Genomic DNA, 21965 nt, shown 5'->3' with positions numbered 1-21965 from the left:
GCTACGCCGTCTCGGCGCCGGCCTTCGCGAGCGCGTCGAACCCGCCGACGTTGACGGCGCCGGTGTGGCCCATCTGCCGGAGGGCCTTGGTGGCCTGGCCGGACCGGTTGCCGGAGCGGCAGTAGAGGTAGACCGGTGTGTCGGTGGGGAGGTCGAGGGCGGCGACCCGGCTCTGGAAGTCGGGCGCCATCACGTCAACGTTCGTGGCGCCGGCGAGGTGGCCGGAGGCGAACTCGTCGGGCGTGCGGACGTCGAGGACGGGCGCCTCGGGGTCGCGCTGGGCGACGAAGTCGGCGGGGGCGAGGGTGTCGTCGGAGCGGTTCATGAGTCGGGAGAAGAAGGACATGGGGGTTTAGCGGAGCGCGAGCTGGAGGCGGAGGCGGACCTCGCCGTGGGCGGGGTCGTCGGTGGGGAACCCGTAGTCGACGAGGGCGCGGACGTGGGGCTGTGGCTCGAGGTCGAGGCCGAGGGCGACGCGGTTGGGCGCCTCGTGGGGCTCGTCCACGGCCCCGGGCCTCTCGTGGGGGGCCTCGGGCGCGTCGGGGTCGAAGTGGTCGAGCCGCCCGACGAGGCGGACGTGGTGGAAGGCCTCGACCGTCGCGGTGAGGGCGCCGCCCCAGGGGCGGCGGTCGCCCCCAGGGCCGTCCAGGCGGCCGGCGAGGGCCTCGGCGAGGACGTACACGCGGGGCGTGGTCAGGTCGAGGTCGGCGCCGACGACGGTGCGCGTGCCCTCGAAGGCCGGGTCGAGCGTGGGGATCGGCGCGGCGTCGTCGCGCCCGCGGGCCGCGCTCGCACCGAGGCGGAGGGTCCCGACGGGGACGGCGAGCGCGGCCTCGGCGCGCCCGACGGCGAGGAGCCCGTCGCCGTCGTTGGCGAACGTGCGGCCGCCGTTGCCGTTGAAGAGACCGGCCTCGGCGCGGAACGTGTCCCCTCCCCTCTCGCCTGTGACCCGCAGGTTCGCCCCGACCTGGCGGCCGGGCGCGAGGGCGCGGACGGCGCGGGCGCGCTCGGCGGCGGGCAGGGCGCCGCGGAACGTGAGGAGCTCGCGGCTGAAGGGCGTCTTGTAGAGCCCCGCGACGAGCTCGACCGGGCCGCCGAGGCGGACGGCGAGGCGGGCGTCGAGAACGGCGGGGCCGCGGGCGAGCTCGGCCTGGACGAAGTAGCGGGCCGTCGCGCTGGCCTCGCCCGCGAAGCGGAGGCGGGCGGTGCGGAGGAGGAACCCGTCGGGGTCCACCTCGGGGCCGGAGAGGGCGTCGGCCTGGAGGAGGTAGCCGACGTGGGGCGGGACGTCGTAGGGGTCGGCCGCGCGGGCGGCCTCGACGGGGGAGGGCTGGGGACGATCCTGGGCCTGGGCGGGAGTCAGGGCAGCGGCCGCGAGTGCGGCGAGCAGGACGAGGCGGCGCGTCACGGCTGGGCGGGGACGAAGACGGCGTAGACGCCGCGCAGGTCGCCGGGCTGGAAGCCGTAGGCGCGGTCGTCGGGGTAGCGCTCGGCAACGAAGGCGGGGCGGTCGTCGCGGGGCCCATGGCAGGCGGCGCACCCGGCCGTGACGGTGATCCGGCGGGCGTAGAGGCGCCCGCCGGGGGCGTCGGCCCAGACGTGCGCGAGCGCGGGGTCGGCCTCGAACCGCTCGTGGAGCGCGGCCTCGGCGGGCGTGGCGGCGTTGGCGGGGTTGCGGAAACGAATCGCGGCCTGGCGGACGGTCCAGCCGGTGGAGTCGGCGAGGGCGCGCGCGCGCATGCCGACAGGCTTGCACACGCGAGCGAACGTCTCGGCGTCGACGGTCTCGTCCGGCGAGATGGACGCCGCGCGCGCCGCGCGCATCGAGTCGATGGCGGCGACGGCCGCCTCGACGCGGGCCTCTTCGGGCGTCTGGGCCTCCGTCGGAGGCGGCCCGTCCGCGGGCGACGAGGGCTCGGAGGCGCAGCCCGCGAGGACGAGGAGGACGAGGGCAGCGCGGGCGGTCACGACGGAGTGGGGACGTGCTCGTCGAGCCATCTGCGGAGGGCGGGCTCGGGGATCGCGCCGGTGAACTCGGCCTCGACGGTCCCGTCGACGAACAGCTTGACGGCGGGGATGCCGCGGACGCCGTAGCGGCGCGCGAGGTCGGGGTGATGGTCGGAGTTGACCTTCACGAGCCGCCAGCGGCCCTGGCTCTCCTTCGCCAGGCGCTCGAGGGTGGGACCGAGCACGCGGCAGGGGCCGCACCACGGCGCCCAGAAGTCGACGAGGACGGGCTTCTCGTGGCTTTTGTCGAGCACGTCGGTTTGGAAGCGGTCGCTCACGTCTAGCTGGCCTGGGCGGCCCAGGCGGTGCAGTAGCCGCCCGCGAGGACGGGCCCGGCGAAGAGCTTGCACCCGCCGCAGGCGCCCTCGGCGGGAGCGGTGTAGTGCATGCAGTTGGAGCAGAGCTGGGCGGGCTTGGGCGAGGCGTCGACGTAGTTCAGCCCCTGGCGGGCCTGGAGCTCCTGGGGCGTGAGCGCGCTGTAGCCGTCGCAGCCCGAGGCCGAGCGAGGGTCGCCGCTGCCGCAGGCAGCGAGGAGCGAGGGGGCGCCGAGGGCGACGCCTGCGACGGCGGCACGAGAGAGGAACTGGCGGCGGGTGGTGGACATGGAGGCAGGGGGATGGAGGAGAGGATGACTCAGTGACCGTCGCCGTGGCGACCACCAGGCCCGCCGCCCGACGACGCGTCGGGGCCGTGGCGGAGCGCGTGGTAGCGGGCGGCCTGCTCAGCCGTCAGCGCCTGGCGCATGTCGAGATGGGCCGCGAGGTGGACGAGCCGGAGCCGGGCGTGGAGCCGGGCGGATTCGTGGGCGGCGCCCTCGACGTGGTGGCGGTCGACCTCGTCGGCCTCGAACATCTCCGAGAGGTGGGCCTCGACGCCGACGATGCGGGCGCCGAGGGCGCGGGCCTCGGCCTGGACCCGGGCCATGAGGGCCTCGGCCGTTCGCCGCTGGTCGTCCGAGAGGGCGAGGGAGTCGGCGAGTTCGAGGACGTGCTTGGGGCCGGGGAAGCCCTGCATCTCGGCGGCGCGGGCGAGGCCCATCCCCTGCCCCATCATGAGCCCGTGCATCTCGTCCTGCGAGAGCGAGGCCGGGGGCGTGTGGGGCTGGGCGGCCGCGGGGAGCGCCACGAGCGTGGCGAGAGCGAGGACGGCGAGGCGGCTAGTCATGGGCGTCGAGGCGGGCCTCCAGCCGCGCGAGGCGGTCCTGGAGGTCGAGCAAGAGGTGGAGGATGACGACGTGGGTTTTCTTGGCGTCGATGCCGACGGGGCTCTGATCGCTCGCGATAGCGAGGGCGAGCGCGTCGTAGTCCTCGGTCGGCAGGTCGAGACGCTCGGAGGCGGGGCGGTCGGTCACGGCTGGGGTCCGGGCTGGACGGGGTAGTCGGTCTGCGTGCTCCACTCGAAGAACGAGCCGTCGTAGAGCCGGGGCTGGAGGCCGAGGAGCCGGGCGACGAGGTAGGCGTGCGACGCCTGGACCCCGGTCCGGCAGTAGGTCACGACGGGCTCGCCGGGGACGGCGCCCGCCTCGGCGTAGCGCGCCCGGAGCTCGTCGAGGGAGCGGAGCGTGCCGTCGGGCCGGAGGTCCTCTTCCCAGAAGAGCGAGGCCGCGCCGGGGACGTGGCCGGGGCGGGTGACGCCGCCGCCCGGCGTGGCGCCCGTGTACTGCTCGAACGGTCGGGCGTCCACGAGCGCGGCGCGACCGGCAGCGGCGTCGTCCAGGAGCGCGCGGACGTCGGACGCGGTCGCGGTCACGCGCGGGTCCGGTGCCGTCGTGATGGAGCCCGCGCGCGCGGGCGGGGCGGCGTCCGTAGAGACCGGCTGTCCGGCGCGCTGCCACGCCGCGAGTCCGCCGTCGAGGACGGCCCCGCCGGGGTGGCCGATGGCGTCGAGCGCGTAGAGCGCGCGCGCGGCCGAGAGCCCGCCGAGGTCGCCGTAGAGGACGACGCGGGAGCCGTCGGAGACGCCGACGGCTTGGAAGGCGGCGCGCACCTCCGCCAGCGGTGGGAGCATGTTGGGCACGCCGCCCCGCTCGGCGGCGACGGCCGAGAGCGGGAGGAAGCGGGCGCCGGGGACGTGGCCCGCGTCGTAGTCGGCCCGCTCGCGGGCGACGTGGACGACGACGGCCCCCTCGATCCCGTCCGCCAGTTCGGCAGCGGAGACGACGAGGTCGGGCGAGGCGGCCGGGCGGGGCGCGGTGGCGGCGCAGCCGCCGAGGGCGACGAGAGCGAGGGCGAGGAGAACGCGCATGGGTCAGTCGGTGGGGAGGCCTGCGGCGGCGAGGGTGCGGAAGGCCCCGGCGTTGGCGACCTCGGCGAAGCCCGCCCCGGCGAGGTCGCTCGCGGCGCGGGCCGAGCGGGCGCCCGAGCCGCAGAAGAGGACGACGGGCCGGGCCGGATCGAGCGCGTCGGCGGCTCGGCCGGTGAAGCCGGGCGCGTAGGCGAGGGCGAGAGCGCCCTCGAGCGTGCCCGTCGCGGCGATCTCCGGGGCCGTGCGGACGTCGACGAGCTGGGCGTCGGGCGTAGCGGCGAGGTAGGCGACGGCCTCGTCGGCCGAGAGCGTGGCGGGTACGGCCGTGGCAGGCGCGGCCGTCTCGACCGCCGTCGCCGGGGTGGCCGCCTGGGCGTCCATGCCGAGCGCCGCCGGACCCTCCTTGCCGAGGATGAAGACGCCCATGACGACCAGGAAGACGGCGAAGCCCTTTTTGAGCTGGGCCTGCGGCACGCGCTGGCTGAGCGCGTTGCCCACGAACGACCCGGCGATGCCGATCACGGCGAAGATGCCGATGAGCTGCCAGTCGACCTGCTGGCCCGTCTCGGCGAGCACGTCGACGTACTTGAAGAACCCGGCCGCGCTCTTGGCCGCGATGATGAGCAGGCTCGTCCCGACGGCGAGCCGCATCGACAAGCCCCCCAGGAGGACGAGGGCTGGGACGATCAGGAACCCGCCGCCGACGCCCACGAGCCCCGTCAGCACGCCGACGAGCAAGCCCTCGATGCCGATCAGCCACAGCGGCTGGCGCTCGCGCACCTCGCCCTCCGGCACCTCCTTCCGGCCGCGGAACATGAGCCCGGCGGCCAGGATCATCACGACGGCGAACAGCGCCAGTTGGACGGCGCCAGGGATCCACTTGGCGAGCGCTGCACCGCCGTAGGTCCCGACGATGCCGGGCACGCCGAAGTAGAGGACGGAGTGCCAATCGACGAGCTTCTGGCGGGCGTAGGGGAACGCGCCGACGGCGGCGATGGCGCCGACGATCGCGAGGCTCTCGGCGATGGCGACCTTCTCGCCGTGGCCGGCGAGGTAGACCAGGACGGGGACCGTCAGGATGGAGCCGCCGGAGCCGAGGAGGCCGAGGACGAGGCCGATGGCGACGGCGCCGAGGAGGGCGTAGATCATGGGGTGCGGGCGGAGCCCGGGGCTAGGCGGTGCCGACGGCGGCGCGGGCGGCGTCCCCGTCGAGGGGGGCGCCCAGGAGGGGGCCGAGCACGCACACGTCGAACGAGCCCGCGGCGAGGGGGACGAGCGAGAGCGCGGCTGTGGCCTTGCCGCCGGGCGTCTCGCGGCGGGAGAGGCCCCACGTGAAGAGGCCGAGCCCGGCGACCACGCGGAGCGCGCGGCCCGAGGGCGAGACCATGAAGCGGACGAAGGAGGGGGCGGTCATAGAGATGGAGAACGGGCGCCCGCCAGCGGCGCGCGGTGGCCGCTGGCGGGCGGGATGTCAGGCCTCGACCGTCTCGCGCGAGCCGGTCGCGACCTCGTGGTCCTCGGCATAGTCGCCGAAGGCGCCGTTGACGTAGGCCACGTCGTAGCCCTCGCGGGCGAGGAAGGCGCTCGCGGCGGCCGAGCGGGCGCCCGAGGCGCAGTGGACAAGCAGCGTCTTGCCGCTGGGGATCCGGTCGGTCTCGTAGTCCGGCAGGCGCGTGTACGAGGCGTTGACCGCGCCCGGGACGTGGCCCCCGGCGTACTCGCTCGCGAACCGGACGTCCACGACCGCCGTGCCGTCCTCGTCCTTCCGCCGCGCCAGGTCCTCGAACGTGATCTCGGGGATGGACGCCGTCTCGCCGCCGTCCTCGACGTAGCGCTCGAGCGTGTCGGGCGTCGCGTAGCCGACCACGTTGTCGTAGCCGATGCGGACCAGGTCGCGGACGGCCTCCTCGACGTGGCCCGCCTCGATCACGAGCACGATCGGCGTCGTCTCGTCGACCACGAGCGAGCCCACGACCGTGTTGAAGCTCTTATTCATCGGCGCGTAGAGCGCGCCGGGGATGTGCTTGGCCATGAAGCCCGAGCGGTCGAGCCGGGTATCGACGACCAGCGTCTCGCCGGCGTCGGCCTTCGCGGCCAGCTCCTTCGCGGTGAGCGCGGGCGGCGTGGGGAGCGTGCCCAGGAGCGGGACGCCGTCGCGGTTGTCGCGCTTCATCCGCGCGAAATACATCTGCGGCTCCGGCTGCCCGTCCAGGATGGCGTCCACGAACGTCTCCTCTCCCCCGTCGGCGGCGGCGAGAGACGCGTTGTAGAGCTTCTCGTAGCCGACGGTCGTGGTGGGGACGGCGCCGAGCGCCTTGCCGCACGTGGAGCCCGCGCCGTGGGCGGGCCACACCTGGAGGTAGTCCTGGAGCTCGCGGAACTTGGGCAGCGACTGGAAGAGCGTGCGCGCCGAGTCCTCCTGGACGCCGTGCATCCCGGCCGCCTGCTCCAGCAGGTCCGGCCGGCCGAGGTCGCCCACGAACACGAAGTCGCCCGTCGCGATGCCGATGGGCGTCGTGGCGCCCGAGCCGCGGTCGACGACGACATAGCTGAGGTGCTCGGGCGTGTGGCCCGGCGTATGGACGGCCGTGATGTCGATGTTGCCGATGGCGAACGTGTCGCCGTCGCGGAGGAAGGTCACGTCGTAGTCCGAGCCCTTGGCCCAGGCCGACGGCCAGCCCTCGTCCTCGCCTTCGGCGGAGAGGTAGAGCTTGGCGCCGTGGCGGTCGGCGAACTCGCGCGCGCCCGAGAGGAAGTCGGCGTGGATGTGGGTCTCGGCGACCGCCGTGATGGTCAGCCCCTCGCGCTCGGCGGCGGCGACGTACTGGTCGATGTCGCGGAGCGGGTCGATGAGGAGCGCTTCGCCGGTCTTCTGGCAGCCCACGAGGTAGGCGTACTGGGCGAGCTTGGGGTCGTTGTACTGGCGGAACAGCATGGCGAAAGGGGGCTAGAGGGCGTCGCTGGAAGCGACTGAGTATACGATGTTATGACAAGTTGATTCCGGCCCGGCCCGCAGCGTGCAGGGCATTCTCTACCCGTCGTGCGGGGGCGCGAAGGGGGCTAGTGCGGGAGTCGGTCGCGGAGGAGCGCGTAGGTCCACGTCCCGCCGAGCGCGGCGACGAGAGCCGCGGCCATGACGGAGACGCCGCCGCCGAGGAGCGCGACGAGCGGACCGGGGCAGGCGCCGAGCAGCGCCCAGCCGAGGCCGAACGTGATCCCGCCCATCCAGTAGCGGGCGCCGGGCACGCGGGAGTCGCCCCACGCCTTCGGCGCGAGCTCGATGGGCTCGCCGTGGACGGTCGTGAGCTTCAGCTTCTGGATCACCCAGACCGAGAGGGCCGCCGTGGCGACGGCCGAGCCGATGATGCCGTACATGTGGAAGCTCTCGAACCGGAACATCTCGTAGATCCGGAACCACGAGATCACCTGGCTCTTGGTGAACACCAGGCCGAGGCCGGCGCCGAGGAGCCCGTAGACGGCGAGCGCGAGCGGCGCGTTGCCCTCGGCGAGGGCGCGGTCGCGGAGGTCCTCGGGGACCTGCTCGACGTCGGCGCACTCTGGGGGGAGGTCGACGTGGGGCGCGGACGGGGCCAGAGGCTCCGCAACGGCCACCTGAGGCGTGTCGACGCAGTCGGCGGGCGGGGCGGCGCCGTCGGCGTCGGCCTGGCGATAGAGGGGGGTCGGGGTCTGCATGGCGGCGGGGGCTATCCGAGCAGGAGCGGGAGGACGAGGTGGGTCACGGCGAGGCCGCCCACGAAGAAGCCGACGACGGCGACGAGCGACGGGATCTGGAGGGCGGCCAGGCCGGAGATGGCGTGGCCCGACGTGCAGCCGCCGGCCCAGCGGGCGCCAAAGCCGACGAGGAAGCCGCCGCCGAGCACCATGAGCGCGCCGACGGGCGTGGCGAGCGCGGCCCACGAGACGAGCTGCGCGGGGACGAACCCGGCGAGGTCGGTCACGCCGAGGTCGGCGAGCGCCGCGACGGTCGAGGCCGAGATCGCGAGCGGGGCCGTCGGGTCGGAGAGGAGGCGGATGCCGACGAAGCCGCCGACGGCGATCCCGAGGGCGAAGACGAGGTTCCACGTACCGGCCGAGCGCCAGTCGTAGCGGAGGAAGCCGGGCTTGGACCGCTCGGGGACCGGGAGCGCGGCGCAGGCGTGGCGGAGGTTGGCCGAGAGGCCGAACGCCTTGCCGCCGAAGACGAGGAGGGCGGGGACGAGGAGCCCGATGAGGGGGCCGGCGACGTACCAGGGCCAGGGGTCTTGAACTACAGGCATGGTTGTTATGACGTGTTGCGACGATCACAATACAACTCTTCGGTTGTCGGGTTCCACCCCTACATGACAAAGGAACGGTGAACACGCCCGCGCTCGCTCTCCAGACTCCCTTCAGGGCGCCTTCGACACGACGGCCCGCACCTTTCCAGTTGTATACTCCTCGCATGGACGCGCCCGTCCCCCCTACCCTCCTCGCCGCCGCCGCCGGGCGCTTTCGCCTGCTCGGGGACCCCGTGCGGTTGCACCTGCTCAACGTGCTCATGGAGCGCGGCGAGATGGCGGTGCAGGACCTCGCCGCGGCGACGGGCCAGAGCCACCAGAACACGTCGAAGCACCTCCGCAAGCTGGCCGACGGCGGGCTGGTGGGGAGCCGCCGCGAGGGGGTTCTCTCGCTCTACCGCGTCACGGACGCGAGCGTACCGGGGCTGTGCCTGCTCGTGTGCGGGGCGCTGCGCGAGCGAGCCTAGGCGAGCCCCAACGGTTGCGCGGGCGGCACGACGTAGATCCTGGACCGGCCACGCCCCTCCCGGCGGCCTTCAGATAGCGGCGTCAGATCTTTCAATCTGCGGGGGCTGCTCTTTCGACGAGCCGAAGCGAGATGTAGCCTCTGGCTTTGCCCCCACCACCTCCGCCTGGTTCGGTCGCGCCTGGGGGAGCCCCTCGCCGACACGCCGGTCGTGCTCGTCCACGGGCCGCGCCAGTGCGGCAAGACCATGCTCGCTCACGGAGTCGGTGACGCCGCCGTCGGCGCCTCCCGCACGTTCGACGGCCGGCTCTGGACAGTCCTGATCCGCCGTCTCTGGGAAGCCTCGTAGTCAGCCCCGTCGCTAGCGGAGGGGCGCGAGCACGTCGAGGGCTTGGCTCACCGTCTCGACGACGGCCTCCACGTGCCTCGCGTCGTGCGCCGACGAGGTTTCCAACGCCCGGTCCACGACGAGGAGCCGCGTGCGCACCGAGGTCCCGTAGGGGCAGTAGACGGCCCCGGCGACCTCGACGTCGGCGCAGAGCCGAAACGGGTCGGCGTCGATGGCCTCGAAGAACGCCTGGTGAGTCGGCTTCCCGCGCCGGACGGCGGCGCTGAGGACGGCGACGAGCCGTCCGCCCGCGTCGAGGCGGCGGAGCGCCTGGAGCACGTGGTCGGTGCCGACCGTCGGGACGCGGCGGGTCCCGAGCCGTCCTGCGGTCATCGAGAACGGGGGGTTCATCACGACCACGTCGGCCCGGACGGACGCCGGAAGGATGGCGTCGAGGTGGTCGGCGTTCTCGCGCGTGAGAGTCTGGGACGGGTCCTGGCCCGACTCGTCGAGCAGCACCGCCAGCAGGTCGGCCCGGCGGCCGGAGAGCTCGTTGGCGTGGACCGTGGCGCCAGCGGCGAGCGCGAACGCGCAGAGTGCGCCGGTGCCCGCGGAGGGTTCGAGGACGCGGCTCCCCTTCCCAACCCCGCTGATCCAGGCGCAGAGGCCCGCGTAGGCGGCCGGCGTCGAGAACTGCTGGTAGTCGTTCTGCTCCGCCGTCCGGCGCGTCTGGCTGGACAAGAGCGCCGAGAGGCGCTCGACCTCGGCGAGGGCGTCGCGAGCGCCAGAGGCCTCTGGCGGAAGGTGTCCAACGGTGCGGAGCAGGTGGAGGTGGAGGCCGAGTTCGGCGGCGTCGTAGGCGTCGCGGGGCGTGAACGCGCCCTGGGCGAGCGTGCCGCCGTAGGCCTCGGCCGCGACGGCGAACAGGTCCGTCGCTGTGAGGCGCCGGGATGCTGCGATGGCGTGCTCGACCACGCGTGCGAGAGCCTGGCTAGCGTCGGCGTTCAGAATCGGTGTCATGGTCGCGGGGGTGTGTGAACGGGGCGTCGCCAGAGGCCGCCCCGGTCACACAGCGTCCGCGGTCCTGCGCAGCGCGGTCCTGCGCAGCGCGGTGTCACTCCCCAGGGGTCCTCACGCCAGATCTGGCGTGCCCCACCAGGCGCCCGCCTGCCCGGCACACACGAGCCCTAACCCCCAGGATGGGGGCGGCGTGACGCCGACCGGGAGCCACACCAGGGCGCGCATGCCCAGGCCGAGCGCCAGCGCCAGCGAGGCCCACGACCCGGAGCCGAAGCCGGCGAAGCAGGCCGACGAGGACGCAGACGGCACCAAGCCCCGCGGGCACGCACGGCCCGGAGCGGACACCCAGAGCGCCAGAGGCCCTGCTGCAGCGACGCGCCGGACAACAGCGGTAGAGCGCCGCGCGAAGCGGCCCCGCCCCCGCCCGAAGCGGGACGCCTGGAACACGAGCGCCGACGGCGCGAGCCCACGAGCCACCTGATCAATGCCGGACATGCAGCCGGTAACGACGGAGGCACCCGGGGCTAGCTGGCGGAGCGCCCACGCGACGGCCCGGGCGCAGCCCGGAGAGGCCGAGCGGCTGCCGGAGACGCCGACGGCAGAGGCGGAACGGAGACGACGTGCGAGAGCGGAGACGGAGGCGGGCATGGCGAGGGGGAGCGGGAGGAGCGCCCCGTGCTGGGGGCGTCACCACTCACCGAGGCGCGCCAGAGGGGATGGCAAAGCGGATCCCAGGCGACGGCACGTCGCCTATCCGCGGGGCCGCCCGGAGCCACGCGCAGCCGGGCCGTCGGCGGCCCGAGTGAGCATGGCGAGGACGGAGCCGGAGCCCGCGCCTCCCCTCCCGAGGGAGGGGAGCGGGCGAAGCGTCCCTTGCCAGGCCTGAGGCGTGCCCGAGCGTGTACAGCCCCCACTCGGGTGCTCCCTTCGCCCCTTCGCCCGTGCAGGCGACCGCCCGTGCCTGTGTTTCGCGGCCCTATCGCCCCGTCAGTGTCTCGTTCGCTCCGCTCGTTTCTGCTCGTCCCGACGAGGCCTACGCGCACACGCTCCGCTCGCCTCGGGCGAGGAGGCCGGGGACGGTCTCGCCGTAGAGAACGCGGAGCGACGCCTCGCGGACGTGGCGGCGGGCTGGCCGACCTGGAGGGCGTAGCTCATGGCGATCTCCGGCGACGTGATGTCGGCGCTGGGCGCAGCGAGGTGCGCGACTACGACTGCGTCGAGCGCCTTGCGGCGGCGCCAGCCGCTCGCGCTCGGCTTCGTTCCGACTCACCAAGCAAAGCCTGGCAGCCGCTAGCCATTCGCCAACGCCGTGCGGGGTCCGCGGAGGTGGGCACGTGCGACGGCGCAGCGGAGCGCGTCCGGAACGGTGAGCGCGCGCAGAGCCGCTTCGTGCGCGCGGACGGCTGCGGCGGCGCTCGCGAACCGGGCCGTTTGCACCCTGGACGCGCACCGCGCCGCGTGGAGGAACGCGGCCGGGAGGGAGACGGACCGGAGGGAGCGGACGAGCAGGCGCGCGGCGTCGCACAGCGCGACCTGCGCCGTACGGAGCGCCGGGGGGCCGGGGTCGACGGAGCGGCCGAAGAGCACGAGCGGGGCCAGGACCTCGACGCGGGCGGGATCGGTGGGCTCGCCGAAGCGGGCGGCGAGGGCCGCGACGCCGTCGCGGTGGTAGAGGCCGAGGTCGGCGCGGCCGAGCTGGACGGCGGCGATCTCCTCGGGCGTGGGCTCGTGGTAGACGACGAGGAGCCGGGGGACGGGCCCGTCGAGGAGAAGGCGCGCGCCTTCCAGGGGCGGAGGCGGGCCGTCGAGGAGGACGGGCCTGCCCACGGTGAACGGGGGGGTGCTCATGAGCATGCGGGTGTACCGAATGCTCCGCGTGGGCGCGCTCGGAGGCGTGTCATGGCCCGTGGTGGGGGCGGGCAAAACGTAACGGCGCTTGAGCTTGCTGTCAACTTTTTGCCTCGCTGCCACCCGGTCGCCTCCGCGAAGCCCCCCTGGAGTCTCCAAGGGGGACGCGGGGGAGTGGCGCTAGTAGCGGTGACGCGCGGTGCGGAAGTAGCGGAGTTCACCGGCCACGACGCCGATGAAGAACAGCGAGACGAAGCCGCACACGGCGCAGCCCGCGGACTGCCAGCCGACGTGGACCGCGCCCCAGGCGAAGAGCAGCGCCAGGACGCCGTAGATGAGGACCGGAGCCGGAGCCCCGAGGAAGCGCCGGAACGCAGGAGAGGAGAGGAACGAGCGGAACATGGTGAGACACGGGACGGGACACGAGCGACCCAGAGTGCGCGCGAACACGCGCGCAGGGTTTGGACCGGAGCGCCGACGGCGCACGCCCCCGCGCCCGCGCCGCGCGCAGGACGGTCAAGGCCGCCTGGCGCGCGTGCAACGCGCGGTGGGCGCGTGCGAGGGCGGCCTGCCGCCCGACGGCCTTGACGGGCCGAGCACGGTGCGTTGCTTGCCACGAGCGCCGCCGCCCCCTCCCCTTCCCTACGACCTCCGCGGCGCAGGTGCCGGGTGTGGAGACCCGCGCGCCGTGGCTCATGTCTGTCATATGTGCAGCGACCTCTCGCGCCCTGGGAGGCCCTCAGAGGGTCCGGGACTCGGGGTCAGGCATGGGCATCGCGCCGAGCGGCGGCGCGCGACAGAGGCGGCCGTGGGCGCGCCAGAGGGGCCGTGACACGTGATGTGGCACGGGGGACGCGCGAGCGTTGGGTGCCTCTCCCCTCTCGCCTCATGCCCTTCCACTTCGACACATCCTCGGGCGACGGCGCCGCTTCCGGCATCTCTGGCGACGGCGCGTCGGCGCCGATCGCGACGCCCGGCGAGCTGGTGATCACGGCCTACGTCCCGGCGAGCGAGGTCGGGCCGGGACCGCCGTTGCCGCTCGTGCTCTCGCGCGTCTCGGCGGGCTTCCCCTCCCCTGCCGACGACTACGTGGAGGGGCACTTGGACCTCCACGAACTGACCGGCGCGCTCTCGCCGTCGTGCTACTGGATGCGGGCCGATGGGGAGTCGATGACGGGCGCGGGGATCCTCTCGGGCGACCTGCTGCTGGTGGACCGGGCGGTCGAGCCGGCCTCTGGCGATGTCGTCGTGGCGGCCGTCGACGGGGAGCTGACCGTCAAGCGGTTCCTGCGGCAGGGGAAGCGGACGGCGCTGCTCGCGGCGAACCCGGCGTACCCGTCGATCGAGCTGCGCGAGGGGCAGGACCTGGTGGTGTGGGGCGTGGTGACGTACGTGCTGCACGACGCGCGGCGGGGCCGGTGAGCGGGCCAGTGGGGAGTGGGGAGTGGCCAGTAGCAGAAGGGGCGCCCCTCCCCTGCCCTCTGGGCTCGGACGAGGCTGCGCGAGCGCCAGGGGCCTCTGGCGTCCGGGCCTCTGGCGTCCGGGCCTCTGGCGAGGGGCGGCCGCGGCGGCTGTTCGCGCTCGTGGACTGCTCGGCGTTCTACTGCTCGTGCGAGCGGGTCTTCGACCCGTCGCTGGAGGGCGTGCCCGTGGCCGTGCTCTCCAACAACGACGGCTGCATCATCGCACGCTCGCAGGAGGTGAAGGACCTCGGCATCCCGATGGGCGCGCCGTTTTTCAAGCACAGGCGCGAGCTGGCGACGCAGGGCGTGCGGGTGTTCTCGTCCAACTACACCTTGTACGGCGACATGAGCCGCCGGGTGATGGCGTGCCTGGAGACGTTCACGCCGGACGTGGAGGTGTACAGCGTGGACGAGGCATTTCTGAGCGTGCCGATCCCGGGTCGGGGTCCGGGACAGGCTCTCGACGGGACGCCAGAGGCGGTCTGCGCGGAGATGGAGCGGCGGGCGCGCGAGATCCGGGCGCGGGTGCTGCGGTGGACGGGGATCCCGGTGCGGGTCTCGTGGGCGGAGACGAAGACGCTCGCCAAGGCGGCGAGCGAGTGGGCGAAGGTGCGGCTCGCCAGAGGCGAGGAGCCGTGCGTGTGCCTGTGGGGGCACCCGGAGCGCGAGCGCTGGTTGCGGTCGATGCCGGTCGGCGACGTGTGGGGCGTGGGGCGCCGGTGGGCTTTGAGCCTGGAGGCGCTGGGCGCGACGACAGCGCTGGGGCTCGCGGCGCTGCCCGACGGCCTCTTGCGGAGCCGGTTCAACGTGGTGCTACTCCGGACAGCGATGGAGCTCAGGGGCGTGTCGTGTCTGCCCTTGGAGGACGCGCCGGTGGCGCGGCAGACGCTTGTCAAATCGCGCAGCTTTGGCGAGCCGACGGGCGACTTGGCGGCGATCTCCCAGGCCGTGGCGACGCACGCGGCGCGGGCGGCGGAGAAGCTGCGGGCGGAGGGGCTCGTCGCGGGTCGGATCTCGGCGTTCGTGACGACGAAGCGGTTCGGGGCGGGGCCGCATCGGTCGGGCAGCGGGGACGAGGTGCTGGCCGAGGCGACGGCGGACTCGGCGGCGCTGGTCGGGGCGGCAAGGCGGTGTCTGGAGCGGGCGCATGCCGGGTGCGACGCCAGAGGCGTGCCCTACCGCTACCGGAAAGCGGGCGTGATGCTGGCGGAGATCCGGCCGGTGGGGACGGAGCAGCGGGGGCTGTTCCCGGCCCCTGGCGGCCGGCCGGCCTCTGGCGGCCGGCGCGCGATCACGGACGGCGACACGGCGGCGGGCCGCCAGAGGCGTCAGGCGCTGATGGAGGCGCTGGACGCGGCGAACCGGAAGTACGGGAAGCGGGCGGTCGTGGTGGCGAGCCAGGGGGCGCCAGAGGCGCTCCGGCGGGCGCGGGAGGCCTCTGGCGCGCCGGCGTGGGAGATGCGTCGGGAGCGGATGAGCCCGCGGTACACGACGCGGTGGGAGGAGGTGGCGGTTGTCCGAGCGTAGCCTGTCACTCAAGCCGAGGAGACGACGGCTACGGGCTGGCGCTGGGGTCTAAGCGGAACGCTCGGGATACCAAGCGCGCTGGCGACGCTATCCAGCGCACGGGCCGGACCTCCTCCGCCAGCGGCCTAGCTGCTCGGCGACGAGATCGCGGCGACGAGGTCCCGCCGGAAGGCGCGGAGGGTGGACAGCACGGCGGGGCGCATGTCGGCCTCTGGCGTGCCCGCCTCGGCGGCCTCGCGGTACCAGGCGTGGATGGGGGGCGCATCCGCTCTCATGCGGGCGACGGCCTCGTCGGTGAGGGCGTCCTGTTCGGCCTGAGGGAGGGCGGCGAACGCTTCGTCGAGCGCGCGGTCGCGGGCCTCTCCCCTCTCGCGCTCGGACTGCGCCGCTTGCGCCTTGCGCTCCTCGCGCTGACGCTGTTGGGCATCGCGGGCGCGCTTGGCGTCGGCTTTTTTCTCCTCGGCCTGGCGGACGACCGCGGGCGGCCCGGCGCTCGCGGCGTAGTCGCCCCGGACGGCCGCGACGGTGAAGGCGGCGACGTTCTTGACCTCGCCCTTGTCGATCTCGGCTTCGACGTGGTCGAGGTTGGTGGCGACGCGCGCGGGGTCGAACTCGGTGGAGAGGTCGAGGGCCTGCGCCTCGGAGAGGCCGAAGGTGAGCAGGCGGCGCTGGAGGTCGGCGAGGGGGTGGTCGGCGATGACCTCGGCGGGCTCGGGGGCGAGCGAGCGGGGGTCGGGGACGGCGCCGAGGGCTTGGCGGATGGCGGGGCCGACGGCGCCAGAGGCCTGGACCGCTTCGTCGCCCGCCTCGGCGACGGTGAAGCGGAGGGCGGCGACGGAGCGGCCCTCCTTCTTGGTCTCCATCTCGACGCGGATGTCCGAGTAGCGGTTGACCTCGTCGGCGGCGCGCTTGAGGACCTGCTTGTTGAGGTACTTGTACTCGGGGTACTGCCCCTCCTCGACGCCGAGGAGGCCGCGCCAGGTGTCGAGCGGGAGGAAGCCGGTGGTGCCGACCTTGCGGAAGCGGACGCAGTTCTCGTAGAGCGCGAGGGCGTAGCCGGAGCCGAAGCGGGCCTGGATGGCGAGGTTGATCCGGGCGTAGACGGCGGGGTTGGCGAGCTGGCGGCGGAGCGTGGGCGGGTAGACGTAGGAGGCCGTGCCGGAGCGCTCGACCATCTCGACCTCGGCGAGGTAGGCGCTTCTCCCCCACCGCTTCTTGCCGTCCTTGTCCAGGACGTTCCACTCGATGCGGACGTCGGTGAGGGCGCGGAGGGCGTCCTGGAGGTACTCCCAGTTGTTGGAGTCGAAGCCGCAGATGCGGGCGAGGTCGCGGAGGGCGATCTCGTGGCGCTCGACGCGGTCGTCGGCCAGCTCCTCGAAGGCGTTGAGGAGGAGCACGTTGGCGACCTTGCGCTGGAGGAGCGAGAGGGGCGCCTTGGAGTGGACCGCGCCGACGTGCTTCTTGACCTCCACGGCGCCGGGCCGGGCGGGGTCGTCGAGGCCGAGGAGGAGCGAGGTCTGGATGGGTCGAGGGGGAGCGCGCGGAGGGGAGACGGGCCGCGGATCCGCCCGCCCGACCTTTAGGTGGTCGTTTGTGGGAGCGGCGGGGGCGAGCCGCCCGGTCAGGGTACGGCTGCTCAGAACGGCCCGCAAGGAACGGGGCGGCCTATCCCATAGGTGACCACCTTTGGACGGGGAGACGCCCGCCGGGCCCTCTCTGGGCCTCCCTGAAGGCCGGTCGCGCGCCGCCTCTGGCGCTATGCGTCCCATAGACGACCACCTGAAGCGAGCGCGATCCCACAAACGACCACCTGTCATCCCATAGGCGACCACCTCCGTGCAATTGCGTCCCTGACAGCGTGGGTAACGCGTTGGAGGACAAGACTTTCGGGAGCCGTCCCATAAACGACCACCTGTCGAGGTCGCGATCCCACAAACGACCACCTTTCGTCCCATAGACGACCACCTCACGTCCCATAGGTGACCACCTGTCATCCCATAGGCGACCACCTTTGCGACTGCATCTCTTTGGGGCGCAACGAGATCGCCCCCCCTAAACGGTATTAAACGTTCTTAAACCTTATTAAACGCGTACGGGGCGCGTCGCGTTGAAAAAGGGTGGGATGGAAGAGAGCGCTGTCAGCGCGCACGGGGCTGGGGTACACGAATGGACCCTCACGGCCTGAGCCCTTTTCGGTTGGAGGTAGGACGGGGGTGGCCTTGCCAGAGAGGGAATCGGGACGGGCGGGCGCGGTGAGCAGGAGCACACCGCTCGGGCCGGTGCAGAGAGCCAGCCTATCCGCGAGAGCGGGGGTCGCCGTTCCCCTGTCGGGGTGGCTCGGATGGATCAAGGGGTACCATTGCTAGCAATGTCAGAAATGTCGACCATTCGCGACCGAGTCTCTGGCGACGATAAACGCGCCCGCTGGCTGAGCCCCGCTGGCTGAGTCCCCAGGGGCCGTCAGAGGCCACGGCGCGGACGACGGCGGCGGACCGGGCCGCGCGCACCGTGCCCAGAGCCGGACGCGGGGGCGTGGACGACGCGCGCAGTGTTTACAGCATTGCTTGCAATGCTGCACATGCCGGATGCGTAGCCGGTGACAACGGACGCCGACGGCGCCCCCGGCTCGCGCGCGCCGAAGGCGAGGAGGGAGGGGAGGGTGGCACCAGACGTGACGGACGGGGGCCCAAACGGCAGGCCCTGGGGGCGTACCCCCCGTATTGGGGAGGACGGAGCCGCGCGCAAGGGGTAGCGGGACCGATCCCTCATGGTGTGGAGCGGGGCCTGTGGGCTCCTCGCGCGGGGTGGAGGCCGACCCGTCTCGCGGTCGCCCCTGGGCCGAGGGCCGACACGACTGAGCCCGCCCGCGTTGGTGGGGCGGTAGCGAGGACCGCTCCAGGTTTGCGCTGGGTGGCGGCGTGTCCGGCGCCGGGCGCGGCGGTGTGTCGGTCGAGTGGGAGTTCTACCGAGCGGACGCGGGGCCGCCGTCAGGCGGGCCGGTGGCGCGAGTTGGGGTAGCTCGCGTCGGTCGGTGTGACCTCCCGCTAGCGCTGGGTGCGTTCGGCCGGGTAGGAGTCCAGGGCGGCGGATCTTGGATCGCGGAGGGTGATGCCGGTGAGGCGCTCGGACTGGGCGGCGAGGGATCGCCGGTGTGGACGAGGTGTGCGGCCTTGGGGACGGTGGCGAGGACGGCGCGCTCCCGCAGGAGCGTCTCGGGAGAGGCGTGGCCGAGGGGGCGGCCTGCGACGGCCTGTATGGTCCGCTCGGTGAGCGGGTGCGAGTCGGGAGAGAGGGGAGGGGGGACGGTCACGGGGTCGGTGCCGGATGGGTGGACTCTAGCGGGTCACAACTGAGGACTATCAATGCCAGCATTGCTGGTCATTTCTACATTGCTGGTCATGCCTGCATGACTGGAGGAGGCCTCGCGCCGGAGGCGAGATGGGTGTGCCCTCTCGTGGTGTGATGGAGGCTCCAAGAGGCATCGCGCTCAGAGGCGCTCTCTGCTCGCGGGGGCTGCCGGCGGGCTGGGCGCCGGGCGAGACGCCCGGGCGCGTTAGGGCGGGCTCCAGGCGGGTCAGGCGGGACGCGCAGCGTCCGGGTGCAGGCGGCGGCTTCGGAAACGGGCGTAACCGGAGAGCGGTGGTGCCGGACGGCCTCGGCGCGACATCCGAAGGGGATCATAGCTGTTCCATTGCTAGCAATGCTGGCAATTTGGGTGTTGCTGCCCTTGCCGGCAATGGCGAGATTGGGGACTCACCACTACAGACCTCGTGCTCGCGCTCTGCGTCTTGAATCAGAAAGGGGGGACGGCCAAAACGACGACGGCCGTCCACCTCGCCGCCCGCTACGCCGCCGACGGCGTGCGGACGGTGCTCCTCGACCTCGACCCGCAGGGGCACACGGCTCGGTGCCTGGGCATCGCGCCCGAGGTGCCGTCGGCGACGGCTCGGCTGCTGCGTGACGAGGCGGCGTTGGGCGACGTGACCGTGGAGGCGCGGCCCCACCTCGACCTGGTGGCGTCATCGGGTGACGTGGCGCAGGTGGCGGCGGCGTTGCCCCCGGCGGACGGGGTGTACCGTCTGGCCGACAAGGCGGAGGCGTTTCGGGCGTACGGGGCGCTGGTGATCGACTGCCCGCCGGAGCTGGGCGTGCTGACGCTGGCGGCCTCGGCGCTGGTGGCGGACCTGATCTCGGGTGGCGCCAGAGGCGGGCTGGTGGTGCCGGTGACGCCGGAGCCCCTGGCGGTGGTGGGGCTCTCGGACCTGCTCAAGACGCAGCGGCGGCTGGAGCCCCGGGGGGTAATGCCGCCCGTCTTCGCGGTGGTGCCGACGCGGGTGGACAGCCGGAACCGCGTGACGCGCGAGGTGGCGGAGGCGCTGGAGGCGACGTTTCCGGGGCGGGTCTCGCCCGGCGTGCGGACGACGGTGCGGCTGGCGGAGGCGCCGAGCGCGGGGCAGACGATCTACGAGTACGACCCCGGGGGGCGCGGCGCGGAGGACTACACGGCCGTCGCCCATTTTCTGAACGAGTTGCCCCAGCGGGACCATGTCGAAGCGTAACCGGAGTTCGTTGACCGATCTGCTGGCGGAGGCCTCTGGAGGGGCGGCGACAGGAGCACCATCGCCAGAAGAACCATCGCCAGAGGCTGCTAGGCCAGAGGCCGCGCCGCCTCGCGCGCCAGAGGCTCCGTCCGTGAAGCGGGGTAGGGGAGAGGCCGAGCCGGGCGGGCACGTCCGGCAGAGCGACGGGTCGTACGTGCGTGCGGACGGGGCGCGGCGGGTGTCGCTGCAGCTGAAGATGGACCCGGAGGACAAGCGGGCACTAAAGGTGCAGGCGGCGGCGGCGGGGCTGAGCCCGGCGGAGTACGTGGCGCGGTTGGTGCGACAGAGCGCCCGGTAAGCCTGTGTGCCGTGCCGGCGGCCCCGGCGGTGTGCTCAGGCGGTAAGCCCATCGAGCGGGCTGGTGACGCCGCGCACGCCGCGGTTGAGCACGTGGGTGTAGACCTCGGTCGTGCGCACGTCCTTGTGCCCGAGCAGCTCCTGCACGGTCCGGATGTCGGCCCCGCGCTCGAGCATGTGCGTGGCGAAGCTGTGCCGGAAGGCGTGGGGGCTGACGGGCTTCTCGACGCCTGCGGCCTTCGCGGCTGTGCGGACGGCCTTCTGGACCGCGCTCTCGCCGAGGTGGTGCCGCCGCACGGCGCCCGCCTCAGGACTGCGCGGGTCGACCGAACGGCGCGCGGCGGGGAAGACGTACTGCCAGCCGGTCTCGTAGGCGGCGTTCGGGTACTTGTGCGCGAGCGCGCTCGGGAGGTAGACCGCGCCGTAGCCCCCGGCGCGGTCGCGGGCGTGCAGCGCGCGGACGACTTCCAACTGGAGGCGGAGCGGCTCCTCGAGCGCCACCGGGAGCATGGTCACGCGGTCGCGGTCGCCCTTGCCCTCGCGGACGGTGACCTGCCCCTCGGCGAGGCCGACGTCCTTGACGCGGAGGCGGAGGGCTTCGAGGAGGCGGAGCCCGGAGCCGTAGAGCAGGCTGGCGACGAGGCGGGGCGTGCCGTCGAGGCGGGAGAGCACGGCCTCGGTCTCGGCGCGGGTGAGCACGACGGGGAGCCGCTTGGGCCGCTTGGCGCGGGGGAAGGCGCCGAGGTCCGCCAGAGGCGCGCCGAGCACGGCGTCGTAGAGGAAGAGGATCGCGGCGAGGGCCTGGTTCTGCGTGCTGGAGGCGACGTCCCGCTCCTCGGCGAGGTGGGCGAGGAAGGCGACGACCTCGGCCTCGCCCATCGTCTCGGGGTGGCGGGGGCGGCCGTCCGTGTCGCGGTGGAAGAGGCAGAAGCGCTTGGCCCAAGAGGCGTAGGCGGCCTCGGTGCGGATGGAGTAGTGGCGGAGGCGGCAGGCGGTGCGGACGGCGTCGAGCAGCACCGGGCCGCCAGAGGCGGAGGCGCCAGAGGCCGGGGTGTCGGAAGCCGAGTCGCCAGAGGCCTCTGGCGGGGTAGGGGAGGGGAGGGGCATGTCGATACCGGGCGGGGGGCCGGATAAAAACGAGGCGATGTAGGCTAAGCTATTGACGGGCAAGGGCGCGCGCGGTACACTCCGCATGTTATCCCGCGCGGCGCCTCCGTTTTTATCACGCCTGGCGCGGCCCAATACTTGTTCTACCGCCTGAGAACCCATGGGAATGGACATTTGCTTGTGCGTGGAGAGGCGGGGCGCGAATGGACTCTGGGAGCGGGCTGAGCCCCTTGTCCCAATCCAGTATCCCTACGACGACTTTCCCTACCCCGTGCCAGGCTTGGAGCGTGAGGCCCTATACGAGGGCCGCAACCGCACCCTTTTCAGGTTGCTCCAAGGGCCTATCTGGCAACTCAGTCCGGGGGGCAGGTCACTCCCCTACAGCCGGGGGCTCCCAGACGACGTCAGCGCGGAGACGCGGGCGGCATTCGATTGCGACAACGACCCGCCGGACCTCTTCGGGATGTCGTGGCTTCTACTGGCAGAGTTAGAGGCCTTCGACTGGTCGCAACCACTCACTGGGAGCTACCACCGCCCTTCGGGAGAGTCTGTCACCGAGGAGCGCCCTCTCTCGCATTGGTGTAAGCACTTCCTAGGTACGACCGTCTCCGCTATGCGCGAGTTAGGTCCTCCCGAGGGTGTCCGGGCTGTGTTCTGGTTCGGCAACTGAGCCCGGGCGGGCTAACCCACGGCTGCACTCCGACGAAGGGCTCTGGCGTTTTCACTTCGTGCGGCCTCTGGCGCCAGAGGCGTATCCTCCGCTCTGACTCACCTCTGGCG

Annotated in this window: 24 protein-coding genes and 1 pseudogene; 5 read left to right on the top strand and 20 right to left on the bottom strand. The window is 73.1% G+C overall.

Features of this window, described 5'->3' with window-relative positions:
- Position 1 precedes the first annotated feature (1 nt).
- The 14 genes and pseudogenes from BSZ36_RS17045 to BSZ36_RS16985 all read right to left on the bottom strand — a co-directional run bounded on the left by BSZ36_RS17045 (position 2) and on the right by BSZ36_RS16985 (position 8528).
- Entirely contained in the window at positions 2–346 is a 345-nt protein-coding gene (locus BSZ36_RS17045; protein ID WP_094551508.1) for a rhodanese-like domain-containing protein, read from the bottom strand.
- A gap of 6 nt (positions 347–352) precedes the next feature.
- Positions 353–1408 (bottom strand): porin, encoded by a 1056-nt coding sequence (locus tag BSZ36_RS17040; RefSeq protein WP_094551506.1) that lies wholly within the window; start codon positions 1406–1408, stop codon positions 353–355.
- Positions 1405–1968: a Tll0287-like domain-containing protein gene (locus BSZ36_RS17035; RefSeq protein WP_218827737.1), complete on the bottom strand. Its 564-nt coding sequence runs from the start codon at positions 1966–1968 to the stop codon at positions 1405–1407. Before BSZ36_RS17035 ends, BSZ36_RS17040 begins: the two co-directional genes overlap by 4 nt.
- Positions 1965–2285 carry a thioredoxin gene (trxA, locus tag BSZ36_RS17030; protein WP_218827735.1) on the bottom strand — a complete coding sequence of 107 codons (321 nt, stop codon included), beginning with the start codon at positions 2283–2285 and terminating at the stop codon, positions 1965–1967. Before trxA ends, BSZ36_RS17035 begins: the two co-directional genes overlap by 4 nt.
- Before the next feature lie 2 nt (positions 2286–2287).
- Entirely contained in the window at positions 2288–2611 is a 324-nt protein-coding gene (locus BSZ36_RS17025) for a high-potential iron-sulfur protein (protein WP_094551502.1), read from the bottom strand.
- Between the two features lie 29 nt (positions 2612–2640).
- Positions 2641–3171, bottom strand: coding sequence for a Spy/CpxP family protein refolding chaperone (locus BSZ36_RS17020; RefSeq protein ID WP_094551500.1), 531 nt, complete (start codon positions 3169–3171; stop codon positions 2641–2643).
- Entirely contained in the window at positions 3164–3358 is a 195-nt protein-coding gene (locus BSZ36_RS17015; protein ID WP_094551498.1) for a hypothetical protein, read from the bottom strand. Before BSZ36_RS17015 ends, BSZ36_RS17020 begins: the two co-directional genes overlap by 8 nt.
- Positions 3355–4251 (bottom strand): sulfurtransferase, encoded by an 897-nt coding sequence (locus BSZ36_RS17010; protein WP_094551496.1) that lies wholly within the window; start codon positions 4249–4251, stop codon positions 3355–3357. Before BSZ36_RS17010 ends, BSZ36_RS17015 begins: the two co-directional genes overlap by 4 nt.
- Positions 4252–4254: 3 nt before the next feature.
- Positions 4255–4632 carry a rhodanese-like domain-containing protein gene (locus BSZ36_RS20175; protein ID WP_425442709.1) on the bottom strand — a complete coding sequence of 126 codons (378 nt, stop codon included), beginning with the start codon at positions 4630–4632 and terminating at the stop codon, positions 4255–4257.
- A gap of 3 nt (positions 4633–4635) precedes the next feature.
- Positions 4636–5400 (bottom strand): annotated as a pseudogene (locus tag BSZ36_RS17005) (sulfite exporter TauE/SafE family protein); the annotation flags it as partial.
- Between the two features lie 22 nt (positions 5401–5422).
- Positions 5423–5665: a YgaP family membrane protein gene (locus BSZ36_RS17000; RefSeq protein ID WP_094551492.1), complete on the bottom strand. Its 243-nt coding sequence runs from the start codon at positions 5663–5665 to the stop codon at positions 5423–5425.
- A 57-nt stretch (positions 5666–5722) separates the two neighbouring features.
- The gene (locus BSZ36_RS16995; protein ID WP_094551490.1) at positions 5723–7186 is read right to left on the bottom strand and encodes an MBL fold metallo-hydrolase; all 1464 of its coding nucleotides are present in this window, start codon (positions 7184–7186) and stop codon (positions 5723–5725) included.
- 125 nt (positions 7187–7311) lie between these two features.
- Entirely contained in the window at positions 7312–7944 is a 633-nt protein-coding gene (locus BSZ36_RS19755) for a YeeE/YedE thiosulfate transporter family protein (protein WP_218827734.1), read from the bottom strand.
- An 11-nt stretch (positions 7945–7955) separates the two neighbouring features.
- Positions 7956–8528, bottom strand: coding sequence for a YeeE/YedE family protein (locus BSZ36_RS16985; RefSeq protein WP_094551488.1), 573 nt, complete (start codon positions 8526–8528; stop codon positions 7956–7958).
- Positions 8529–8692: 164 nt separating this feature from the next.
- Here BSZ36_RS16985 and BSZ36_RS16980 point away from each other — a divergent pair, with 164 nt between their 5' ends.
- A complete protein-coding gene (locus tag BSZ36_RS16980) occupies positions 8693–8995 on the top strand; it encodes an ArsR/SmtB family transcription factor (protein ID WP_094551486.1) in 303 nt (100 codons plus the stop codon).
- 360 nt (positions 8996–9355) lie between these two features.
- Here BSZ36_RS16980 and BSZ36_RS16975 read toward each other — a convergent pair whose 3' ends face one another.
- The 4 genes from BSZ36_RS16975 to BSZ36_RS16960 form a co-directional block, all read right to left on the bottom strand.
- On the bottom strand, positions 9356–10342 hold the full coding sequence (locus BSZ36_RS16975; RefSeq protein WP_094551484.1) for a class I SAM-dependent methyltransferase: 987 nt from the start codon (positions 10340–10342) through the stop codon (positions 9356–9358).
- Positions 10343–10453: 111 nt separating this feature from the next.
- A complete protein-coding gene (locus BSZ36_RS16970; RefSeq protein ID WP_143536967.1) occupies positions 10454–10990 on the bottom strand; it encodes a hypothetical protein in 537 nt (178 codons plus the stop codon).
- 642 nt (positions 10991–11632) lie between these two features.
- Positions 11633–12190: a hypothetical protein gene (locus tag BSZ36_RS16965; protein ID WP_143536966.1), complete on the bottom strand. Its 558-nt coding sequence runs from the start codon at positions 12188–12190 to the stop codon at positions 11633–11635.
- Between the two features lie 180 nt (positions 12191–12370).
- The gene (locus tag BSZ36_RS16960) at positions 12371–12592 is read right to left on the bottom strand and encodes a hypothetical protein (RefSeq protein ID WP_094551478.1); all 222 of its coding nucleotides are present in this window, start codon (positions 12590–12592) and stop codon (positions 12371–12373) included.
- Positions 12593–13078: 486 nt separating this feature from the next.
- On the opposite strand from BSZ36_RS16960, the gene BSZ36_RS16955 reads away from it, so the two are divergent.
- Positions 13079–13612 (top strand): LexA family protein, encoded by a 534-nt coding sequence (locus BSZ36_RS16955; protein ID WP_094551476.1) that lies wholly within the window; start codon positions 13079–13081, stop codon positions 13610–13612.
- Positions 13609–15180: a Y-family DNA polymerase gene (locus BSZ36_RS16950; RefSeq protein ID WP_218827733.1), complete on the top strand. Its 1572-nt coding sequence runs from the start codon at positions 13609–13611 to the stop codon at positions 15178–15180. Before BSZ36_RS16955 ends, BSZ36_RS16950 begins: the two co-directional genes overlap by 4 nt.
- A 125-nt stretch (positions 15181–15305) precedes the next feature.
- Here the strand turns inward: BSZ36_RS16950 and BSZ36_RS16945 are convergent, their stop codons facing one another.
- Entirely contained in the window at positions 15306–16832 is a 1527-nt protein-coding gene (locus tag BSZ36_RS16945) for a replication initiation protein (RefSeq protein ID WP_218827732.1), read from the bottom strand.
- 2118 nt (positions 16833–18950) lie between these two features.
- Between BSZ36_RS16945 and BSZ36_RS16940 the strand changes: the two genes are divergently transcribed.
- Positions 18951–19739, top strand: coding sequence for a ParA family protein (locus tag BSZ36_RS16940; protein WP_094551472.1), 789 nt, complete (start codon positions 18951–18953; stop codon positions 19737–19739).
- Between the two features lie 10 nt (positions 19740–19749).
- The gene (locus BSZ36_RS19100; protein WP_143536965.1) at positions 19750–20079 is read left to right on the top strand and encodes a hypothetical protein; all 330 of its coding nucleotides are present in this window, start codon (positions 19750–19752) and stop codon (positions 20077–20079) included.
- 35 nt (positions 20080–20114) lie between these two features.
- Here BSZ36_RS19100 and BSZ36_RS16930 read toward each other — a convergent pair whose 3' ends face one another.
- Positions 20115–21185: an integron integrase gene (locus BSZ36_RS16930; RefSeq protein WP_094551468.1), complete on the bottom strand. Its 1071-nt coding sequence runs from the start codon at positions 21183–21185 to the stop codon at positions 20115–20117.
- Positions 21186–21965: the final 780 nt, after the last annotated feature.

Source organism: Rubricoccus marinus, assembly GCF_002257665.1.
Taxonomy (GTDB): Bacteria; Bacteroidota; Rhodothermia; order Rhodothermales; family Rubricoccaceae; genus Rubricoccus; species Rubricoccus marinus.
The sequence above is the reverse complement of the archived record's forward strand: the minus strand, read 5'-3'. Positions and strand labels throughout refer to the sequence as shown.

Excerpts from the sequence above, each read along its gene's own strand:
- BSZ36_RS17045 (WP_094551508.1), bottom strand. The coding sequence starts at position 346 with ATGTCCTTCTTCTCCCGACTCATGAACCGCTCCGACGACACCCTCGCC.
- BSZ36_RS17025 (WP_094551502.1), bottom strand. The coding sequence starts at position 2,611 with ATGTCCACCACCCGCCGCCAGTTCCTCTCTCGTGCCGCCGTCGCAGGC.
- BSZ36_RS17020 (WP_094551500.1), bottom strand. The coding sequence starts at position 3,171 with ATGACTAGCCGCCTCGCCGTCCTCGCTCTCGCCACGCTCGTGGCGCTC.
- BSZ36_RS17010 (WP_094551496.1), bottom strand. The coding sequence starts at position 4,251 with ATGCGCGTTCTCCTCGCCCTCGCTCTCGTCGCCCTCGGCGGCTGCGCC.
- BSZ36_RS20175 (WP_425442709.1), bottom strand. The coding sequence starts at position 4,632 with ATGGACGCCCAGGCGGCCACCCCGGCGACGGCGGTCGAGACGGCCGCG.
- BSZ36_RS17000 (WP_094551492.1), bottom strand. The coding sequence starts at position 5,665 with ATGACCGCCCCCTCCTTCGTCCGCTTCATGGTCTCGCCCTCGGGCCGC.
- BSZ36_RS16995 (WP_094551490.1), bottom strand. The coding sequence starts at position 7,186 with ATGCTGTTCCGCCAGTACAACGACCCCAAGCTCGCCCAGTACGCCTAC.
- BSZ36_RS19755 (WP_218827734.1), bottom strand. The coding sequence starts at position 7,944 with ATGCAGACCCCGACCCCCCTCTATCGCCAGGCCGACGCCGACGGCGCC.
- BSZ36_RS16985 (WP_094551488.1), bottom strand. The coding sequence starts at position 8,528 with ATGCCTGTAGTTCAAGACCCCTGGCCCTGGTACGTCGCCGGCCCCCTC.
- BSZ36_RS16980 (WP_094551486.1), top strand. The coding sequence starts at position 8,693 with ATGGACGCGCCCGTCCCCCCTACCCTCCTCGCCGCCGCCGCCGGGCGC.
- BSZ36_RS16975 (WP_094551484.1), bottom strand. The coding sequence starts at position 10,342 with ATGACACCGATTCTGAACGCCGACGCTAGCCAGGCTCTCGCACGCGTG.
- BSZ36_RS16970 (WP_143536967.1), bottom strand. The coding sequence starts at position 10,990 with ATGCCCGCCTCCGTCTCCGCTCTCGCACGTCGTCTCCGTTCCGCCTCT.
- BSZ36_RS16965 (WP_143536966.1), bottom strand. The coding sequence starts at position 12,190 with ATGAGCACCCCCCCGTTCACCGTGGGCAGGCCCGTCCTCCTCGACGGC.
- BSZ36_RS16960 (WP_094551478.1), bottom strand. The coding sequence starts at position 12,592 with ATGTTCCGCTCGTTCCTCTCCTCTCCTGCGTTCCGGCGCTTCCTCGGG.
- BSZ36_RS16955 (WP_094551476.1), top strand. The coding sequence starts at position 13,079 with ATGCCCTTCCACTTCGACACATCCTCGGGCGACGGCGCCGCTTCCGGC.
- BSZ36_RS16930 (WP_094551468.1), bottom strand. The coding sequence starts at position 21,185 with ATGCCCCTCCCCTCCCCTACCCCGCCAGAGGCCTCTGGCGACTCGGCT.